The organism is Micromonospora arida, from assembly GCF_003857035.1.
In the GTDB taxonomy this organism is placed as follows: domain Bacteria; phylum Actinomycetota; class Actinomycetes; order Mycobacteriales; family Micromonosporaceae; genus Micromonospora; species Micromonospora arida.
The window spans coordinates 22,710-30,948 of sequence record NZ_QGSY01000099.1 but is presented as its reverse complement, the minus strand read 5'-3'; the positions used below and the strand labels follow the sequence as shown (position 1 = coordinate 30,948).

Below are 8,239 nucleotides of genomic sequence, written 5' to 3'. Positions count from 1 at the left end.
CAGCTGCGGGGGCAGGGGCAGGGGGTGGTTGGTCGACGCCGATGGCTCGGCCGAGCTGGTCGAGGCGCTGCCCCTGGGCGGTCAGCCGCTGCTGGAGGTAGTCGACGGCGGCGTGCAGGTCGCGGCGGCGCGCGGACTCGGCGGCGGCGTGCTGTTCCCCGGCGCGGTGCTGGGCGGAGAGTTGTCGGGCCAGCGCCGCGTACTCCTCGAAGGACACTGTCACCGCTCCCCGTCGGGGTCGTCGTGCCCGTCGCCGACGAACGGGACGATCAGCCGGGTGCGCTGGTCGTGCCGGTCGATCAGCAGCGCCCGGTCGGGGCGGGGCGTGTAGGCCAGGTCGTGCGCTCCGAGGTGCAGGGCCAGCTCGGCGCCGGGCACGTTGAGCGCGACCAGGCAGGCGACGTCGTCACGGTTCTGGCTGCCGCCGAGGTCGTCGGCGAGCCGGCGCAGGCCCCGCCACCAGCCGAGCAGGTGCACCCCCTGCCCGGGGCCCTGGCGCAGGACGGTACGCAGGTCGTCCAGGCCGGAGCGGAACGTGCCGGGGTCGGTGGCCCCGAGGACGGCCGCGGCGGCGTCCATGCCGAACACCACGAGGTATTCGCGGCCGATGGGCTCGGCGGCCAGCGCGGCGATCCGGTCGCGCAGCCCGGCCGCGTCGAGGCGCTGCACCGGGTGGCCGGCGGCCCGCAGCAGCGTTTCGGTGTCGTCGGCGACCGGGTCGGCGACGGTGACCAGGCAGGCCAGGTGGAAGCGGGCGTCGCCGGGGGCGTGCTGGCGGGCAAGGCTGAGCGTCGCGGCGCGCAGCACGTCCGCGCCGGTCGGTGCGGTGCCCACCACGGCGAGGTGCCGGCCGGGGGTGGTGTCCATCAGGAACAGTGCGGTGGTGCCGTGCACGTCGACGGTTCGGCCGACCAGGGCCATCGGGCGTCGACCACCGGGGCGCAACCCGGCGAACGTGCTGTCGTCCTCGATCCGCGCGGATTCGTACCCCTTGAAGACCGCTGGGGCCCGCGAGCCCGGCGGGCGGGCGTGCCACAGGTCGTGGCGTAACGCGGCGAGGTCGGCCGCGGCGGCGTGCGCGTCCGGGAAGCGCAGCACGGTGTCGGCGCCGACCGCGCCGGCGGCGGTGTTGACCACGGCGGAGCCGACCGGCAGGGCCGCGGCGGCGTCGTTGAGCTGGTCGAGCACCCCACCACCGCCGGGCAGCGCCACCCGCAACGCGAACTGCCCGAAGATCGCCTCGGCCCGCCCGTAGAGGGCTTCGATGCCGGTCATGCTCTGGCTGGCGAGCACCAGGTGGATGCCGTACGAGCGGCCCTTGCGGGCCAACTCCTCCAGCAGGTCGACCGACTCGCGGGCCAGCGCGTCGTTGCCGCCGAGCAGCACGTGGAACTCGTCGATGACCGTCACGATGCGCGGCAGCGGATTGTCCCGGGGCAGGTCGGCGAGCTTGGTGACCCCGTGCCGCTTGAGTGCGGTGGCCCGGCGTTGCGCCTCCCGGCGCAGCTCGCGCAGCACGGCGAGACCGTACTCGCGGTCGGACTCGATGCCGACGGCACGGGCGTGCGGCAGCCAGGACGGGTCCCGGCCGGTGGGCACGAACTCGGTGAAGCTCACGCCCTCCTTGAAGTCGAGCAGGTAGAGCTGCAACTCGGCCGGCGAGTAGCGGGCGGCCAGCCCGTAGAGGACGTCGAGGAGGAACACGGTCTTGCCGGCGCCGGTGCGCCCACCGACCAGCCAGTGTGGGGTGGCGTCGTCGAAGGCGAGCGTCAGCGCGGTGCCGAAGGCGCCACCGCCGCCGGCCCGGCCGATCACCGTACGCAGGCCGTTCCCGGCGGACTCGGCCCAGCGCCGTTCGGGCAGCAGGTCGGTGAAGGGCAACGCGTCGGCGCGACGGGTGGCGGTGCCGAGGTGCTCGGCGAGCGCGCGTACCGAGGCGGGCGGCGGGTCGCCGTCGAGCAGGACGGGTGCGGCGAGCCCGCTGCCGTCGGCGCTGAACGGCGTGCCGGGTGGGTCGCCGACGTGCGCGTACCCCTGGTTGAGCCGCACGGCGGTGGTGCCGCCCAGCGGAGGCGCGGTCTCGCCGGGCAGCCGGGACGGGTGGCCGGCGAGCAGCACGCACACGGCGGCGGCCGGGCCGGCGTGGGTGAGCGCGGCGAGCCGGGCAAGTTCGCGCGGCGGCGGCGCGGCGGTGGCGACCACCACCAACAGGCGACGGGCACCGGGCTGACCGTGCTGCGCGGCGCGGGCGTGCTGCTCGGCGGCGTCCAGCAGCGCGGCCACCTCGGCCTCACCGGTGGCCGGCGGGTCGAGCACCCCGGCGTCGAGCAGTGGTCGCAGCGGGCCGAAGGTGGCGCCGAGCGCGGCGGTGTCGATGCCGGCGACGCGGACCTGACCGGGCGGCGCGGTGGCGACCAGCCGCAGCACCAGCGCCCGCAGCAGCCCGGCGACCTGCGGGTCCCGGGCGTCGGTGTCCAGGGCGAGGTGGTGGCCGCCGCCGAGCGGAACCAGCACCGGAAAGGCGCCGTCCGAGGTGGACGCCTCGCCGATCCGCACCGCGGCCGCCTCGTCGGTCAGCGGCGTGACACCCGGGGCGGGGGTTGCCAGGGCACCGCCGAGGCGGGCGAGGCGGGTCACCAGGTCGTCGCCGCCGACCGGCGCGACGGCGGTCGGTGTCGCCCCCAGGACGCTACGGGCAGTGTCCAGATGCGCGCGAGCCGCCCGGTGGGAGTTGACCGCCTGCCCGTACGCCGACGCGAGCCTGCCCACCCTCTGCCCCCAACGCCACGGCCGTCTGGTCCCAGGAACCCTAACGGACACCGGCGGCACCCGGACAGTCCTGCGAGGACGTGTCACGCCGGACCGGTCAGGCGGGGCCGCACGCCGCCGGACCGGACGCGTCGGCCGCCCCGCAGCGGAACACCTCCACCGGCGCCCTCGCCACGTCGGGCACCTGCTCCACCCGCATCAGGGCCAGCCGCTTGTCGACCGGCTCCCCCGAGTCGGGCGTGAACCGGATCAGCCCGGCCACCCCCGGGTAACCCTGCCCGGCGTTCTGCCGGAGCACCTCCGCGTGCACGCCCACCGGGTTGACCGAATCCGGCTCCCAGCGTTGCCGGGGGTCGGCGTGGTGCAGCCGGGCGGCGAGGCTCTCCACCGCCCGGACCAGCATCATCGACGCGTCGTAGGCGAGGCTGACCCGCTCGCCGACCTGCTCCTCGGAGCCCGGCCGGCAGCGTGGCGGGTCGAGCAGGTCGTCGGCCTGGATCCAGGACAGAAAGCTGGCCCGGGCGTCGTCGTCGCGCCGGTCCTGGGCGGCCCGCAGCACCGCGCAGGTGGCCAGGGACGCCTTGGAGACGTACGTGACGGGCAGGTTGCCGGGCGCGGCGGCGCGCAGCCCCGGGTTGGCCATGTACCGGTTGGCCGAGTCGTCGGCGACGAGGTGCCGGGGCGGGTTGCCGCCGCACTCGCGCAGCGCCCGCAGGAAACCGTCGAACTCCGACCATCGACCCGCGTAGAAGAGCATCCCGGGGTAGCCGCACTCGTCGGTCAGCCGCCGCCCGGTGCGCCACTCGTCGAGGCGGGTGATCCGGCGGCCGAACTGTTGTCGGAGCCCGTCGACGAGGGTGCCCACGTAGAGGTCCTCGGTGAGCGAGCTGCCCTCCAGGGTGGTGTAGAAGACGTGTGCCTCGTTGACCTTCAGCACCTGCCTGGCGTACGCGTCGACCAGCTTCACCTGGTCCTTGTTCGGTGCGGAGATCTGCAGGTAGAGGCGGGAGTTGGCGTCCATCTTGTCGGCGGAGAGGGTGGGCGCCAGCACCGGCAGCCCGACCTGGTTCAGCTCGCGCAGCGCGCGTGCGGTGCTGGTGCGGCTCTCCACCAGCCCGACCACCCCGAGCACCGTGGGGTCGTCCCGGGCCAGTTCGGCCAGCATCGCCACGGCCCGGTCGGCGTAGATCATCTGGCGGCCACCGTTGGCCACCACGATCCGCAGCAGCGCGGCGCCGTCGGCGCCGGCCGACTCCTTCAACAACGCGTACTGGGCGGTGGCCATCCCTTCGAGCTCCTCGCGCTCGGAGACGTACGACTCCTCGTCCGCGCGGGTCCGGTTGCCGGTGAGGGTGCCGAGGTAGACCAGGGTGAGGAAGGGCCGGCGTCGGTCGCTGCGCTGCCAGACCTCCTCGGCGGCGCGGTTCTGCGCGAAGATGCGCTCTTGAACTGTGCGCAGCCGGTCCTGACCGGGGTCGTTGTTGAACACCTGGGCGGCGCTGTCGCTGTAGCCGACACACTCGCCGCTGCCGACCACCTCGACCGAGACCTGGCCGGTGAGCGAGGGGTGACAGCCCGGCCCCCACCGGCTGGCCACCCACAGACCGAGCACCGCCACCAGCACCAGGCAGAGCGCTGTCGGCAGGAAGCGCCGCGACCACCACGGCGGGTCGGGCGCGGAGAAGGGCCGCAGCCCGCCACGTGACGGTGGGCCGGTGTCCGTCTCGTCGGGACGCAGCGCCACCAGCCAGGCGGCCGGGCGGCGTAGCCGTCGCATCTCCGGCAGCGCACCGGCCCACTCGTCGTACGCCTCGTCGGCCTCGGTCAACGGGTGCGGTTCGGGCAGGTCCGGTGGGGGTTGCCCACCGGACGCGACGATCAGCAGCGGGTCGTTGCGGCCGGTTTCGGTGCGGACGTCGCCGATCAGGCGGACCAGCTCCCCGCCGACGTTGCCGGGGGCGACGTTGTCGATCAGCAGAGCCGGGTACGCGGTGCGCCGCCAGTCCGACGGGCGCCACGGCCGACGCCGGTACGCCTGCCGCAGGTCCTCCAAAAACGCGTGCAGCAGCAGCTTGTTGACCTGGTCGGGTTGCTCCCCGTCGCGCCAGCCCGCGGTGAGGCGCTCGGCGAAGCCGAGGAAGGTGACCGACTGCCGGGGCGCCAGGTACTGCTGGCGCATGAACCAGTTGTAGTGGCGCCCGAGCACCGGCACCCGACCGGAGACGGCGGCCCGGAAGACCACCCCCGGCACGGCGCGACGGACCAGCCAGAGCAGGACCTGCGAGGCGATGCTGACCGCGTCGCCGCCGGCGGGCAACGCCTCCGGTGTGCGCGGGCCCTTGCGGTCGCGCAGCCGGCGGACCAGGGCGGCACGGCTGTCGTCGGCGTCGACGCCCAGACTGAGGCTCTGCTGCATCAGCCAGTCGGCGAGCGGATAGTGCCGGAAGCGCAGTCGGGCGGCGCCGAAGGCCTCCAGGGAGAGCTGCCGGTGCAGCTCGCGCAGCAGCGCCGGCACGTCCCCGGCGCCGGGCGGCGCGTCGGCGTCCAGCACGGCGTGCGGGACCCGCCGCCGGGGGCCCTGGCCGAGGAACCGGCGCAGCGGCACCATCAGATCCGCGGTGTCGGAGCGGACCAGCCACAGCAGCGGCAGCCGGCGGTCGCCTCGGCGGGGTCGCCGCAAGAGCCGGGCGAGCAGCGCGAACAACTCCAACCCGCCGGCCGGCAGCCGTTCCCGACCCGCGGTCGACTGCCTCTGCCCGGTCAACTCCCGCCCGGGAACCTCCGACCGTCGCATGCATCACCTCCGATCCCACTGAGTGTGACGCATCGTGTACAGGCGTTGGGCCGGCCGGCGGCCGAGTGCCCACAGGGGACGCTCGACCGCCGGCCGGTACGGGTACGACGGTGTGGATCCGGTGCTGTGCTCCGGTCAGCCGGTGACGGCGTTCAGTGCCGGCAGGTATCCGTGGCGGTAGCCGTCGGCGTCCGGGTGGTACGCCTCGATGATCCCGGAGATGTCGTTGATCCACGGGTCGCCGGCGCAGACGCCGTGTCCGGCGAAGGTGCTCCGGGTGTCGGCGAAGGTGGCGCCGGCGGCGCTGGCCCGGCCAGCCGTGACCGAGGCGAGCACGTCGGCGGCCTCGTTGAGGATGGTGCGCTTGTAGGTGCTCATCGCCAACCACCCGCAGGAGCCGGTCTCGAACAGTCGCGGGTAGCCGAGGACGATCAGCCGGGCGTTGGGTGCCCGGTTGCGGATGGCGGCGTAGGTGGCGTCCAGCCGGGCGGGCAGCGTCGTGGTGGCGAAGTTCTTCGCGGTGTTGACGGCGTTGGTGCAGGACGAGGTGCTGCCGAAGCGGCAACTGGTGATGACGTTGACGAAACCGGCGTCGTTGCCGCCGATGGTGATGGTGACCAGTGTGGTGCTGGCGCTGAGCGCGCTGACCTGGTCGTTGAGCACGTCGGCGGTGACCGCGCCGCCACAGGCCCGGAAGTTGAAGTTGGTCACGCCATGGGCGGCCGCCCAGAGCGGAGCGTACGACTTCTGGCTGCGCAGGCAGCCGGACGAGTCGTAGGGGCCAGCGCCGACGCCGGAGGAGTACGAGTCGCCGAGCGCGACGTAGTTGACGGCGGCGGCGTGGGCGGCGCCGGGCACGAGCACCACGCCGAGGGCAGCGGTGAGGAGTGCGACCAGCACGGCCAGGACGCGCGCGAGCGGGCGGTGGGGCATGAGGGACCTCCACAGGACAGGGGTGGTGGGATCCTGCGACCGCGCGTGGCCAGGGGTGATCTGTTGTTACTAGTCGGTAATGCTATCGAAACTTGCAGATCAATGGAATGCCTCGACGACACCGCGCGCCGGGCCGGCGACGTTCACAGTTGTCGATTAGGTTGACCTGGCGAACACCCGATGGAGGGAGTCCACCCCGTGCGACGAGTCCTCACGGCGGCCACCACCGCCCTGACCCTCACCACCGCCGGCACCATGCTCGCCGGCACCCCCGGCCAGGCCGCCCCGACGGGCTGGGGCCGTCCGGTCGTCTCCGCCGCGCCGCAACCCGGCGCGCCCGGACTGGGCGACAGCTACTTCCCCGACTACGGCAACGGCGGCTACGACGTCGAGCACTACGACGTCCGGCTGCGCTACGAACCGGCCACCGACCTGCTCACCGGCACCACCACCATCCTCGCCACCGCCACTGAGGACCTTTCGACGTTCAATCTGGATTTCCTGCTCGACGTCGAGTCGGTCCGGGTCAACGGATGGGCGGCCACCACCAGCACCGCGGGGGCGCACGAGTTGGTGGTCACCCCGGCCCGCACGGTGACCCGGGGTCAACAGCTCACCATCGTCGTGCGCTACTCCGGTGTCCCCTCGGAGGCCCTGGTCAACGGCTACACCGGCTGGACGCGTACTGACGACGGCGCCCTCGCCGTCAACGAGCCCGAGTCGGCGTGGTGGTGGTTCCCGAGCAACGACCACCCACTGGACAAGGCCACCTACGACATCTCGGTGTCGGTGCCCACCGGCGTCGAGGTGATCAGCAACGGCGTGCAGCCGAGGCCACCGCTGGCCGAGGCCGGCAACCGCACCCGGTGGATCTGGCGGACCACCTCCCCCACCGCCACCTACCTGGCCTTCATGGCCATCGGCCAGTACGACATCGTCACCGACACCGCCCCGAGCGGCCAGCCGGTGATCAACGCGTACAGCACCTCGCTGGGCGCCCTCGGGCCGGCCGCGCGGGCCAGCATCGAGCGGACCGCCGAGATCGTCGACTGGGAGAGCGGGATCTTCGGCCCGTACCCGTTCGAGGCGCAGGGCGGCGTGGCCGGGCCGGTCGACGGCATCGGCTTCGCGCTGGAGACGCAGACCCGGCCGGTGTACGGGCCGGGCTTCTGGCGACGCGGCGCCAACACCTACGTGGTGACGCACGAGCTGGCTCACCAGTGGTTCGGCGACTCGGTCTCGGTGGCCGACTGGCGCAACATCTGGCTCAACGAGGGCTTCGCCTCGTACGCCGAGTGGCTCTGGTCGGAGGAGCAGGGTGAGGGCACCGCCCAGGAGGTCTTCGACTTCACCTACGCCAGTTACCCGGCCGACGACGAGTTCTGGCAGGTGCTGCCCGGCGACCCGGGCGCCGCCCGGGTCTTCGACAACGCCGTCTACGACCGGGGCGCGATGACCCTGCACCAGCTGCGGCTGGCCGTCGGCGACGACGCGTTCTTCGAGATCCTGCCGACCTGGACCGCCGAGCGCCGCTACGGCAACGGCACCATCGAGCAGTTCCAGGCCCTGGCCGAGCGGATCTCCGGGCTGGACCTGGATGACCTGTTCACCACCTGGCTGTTCACCGCCGGCCGGCCCGAGGTGGCCAGCGCCGCCCGCAAGGCCGCCCCGCCGACCGAGCCCAGGTCCTGGGCCAAGATCCGCGAGTCGCACCACCTGATGTCGCACTAGGACTTAGCGTCG

The 8,239-nt window shown here is 73.5% G+C and carries 4 protein-coding genes and 1 pseudogene; 1 reads left to right on the top strand and 4 read right to left on the bottom strand.

Annotated features, from left to right (window positions below; genetic code table 11):
* The 4 genes and pseudogenes from DLJ58_RS04625 to DLJ58_RS04610 form a co-directional block, all read right to left on the bottom strand.
* A pseudogene (locus DLJ58_RS04625) lies at nucleotides 1-217 on the bottom strand (hypothetical protein); the annotation flags it as partial.
* A 2-nt stretch (nucleotides 218-219) separates the two neighbouring features.
* Nucleotides 220-2,769, bottom strand: a complete 2,550-nt coding sequence (locus DLJ58_RS04620) for an FtsK/SpoIIIE domain-containing protein (RefSeq protein WP_124854012.1) — start codon at nucleotides 2,767-2,769, stop codon at nucleotides 220-222.
* A gap of 97 nt (nucleotides 2,770-2,866) precedes the next feature.
* Nucleotides 2,867-5,563, bottom strand: coding sequence for a type 1 periplasmic-binding domain-containing protein (locus tag DLJ58_RS04615; RefSeq protein WP_124854011.1), 2,697 nt, complete (start codon nucleotides 5,561-5,563; stop codon nucleotides 2,867-2,869).
* Between the two features lie 135 nt (nucleotides 5,564-5,698).
* A complete protein-coding gene (locus DLJ58_RS04610) occupies nucleotides 5,699-6,496 on the bottom strand; it encodes an SGNH/GDSL hydrolase family protein (RefSeq protein ID WP_124854010.1) in 798 nt (265 codons plus the stop codon).
* Between the two features lie 198 nt (nucleotides 6,497-6,694).
* Between DLJ58_RS04610 and DLJ58_RS04605 the strand changes: the two genes are divergently transcribed.
* A complete protein-coding gene (locus tag DLJ58_RS04605; protein WP_124854009.1) occupies nucleotides 6,695-8,227 on the top strand; it encodes a M1 family metallopeptidase in 1,533 nt (510 codons plus the stop codon).
* Nucleotides 8,228-8,239 lie beyond the last annotated feature (12 nt).

What these genes read in the sequence shown, in the direction of transcription:
- DLJ58_RS04615 (WP_124854011.1), bottom strand. Translation starts at nt 5,563, where the DNA reads ATGCGACGGTCGGAGGTTCCCGGGCGGGAGTTGACCGGGCAGAGGCAG.
- DLJ58_RS04610 (WP_124854010.1), bottom strand. Translation starts at nt 6,496, where the DNA reads ATGCCCCACCGCCCGCTCGCGCGCGTCCTGGCCGTGCTGGTCGCACTC.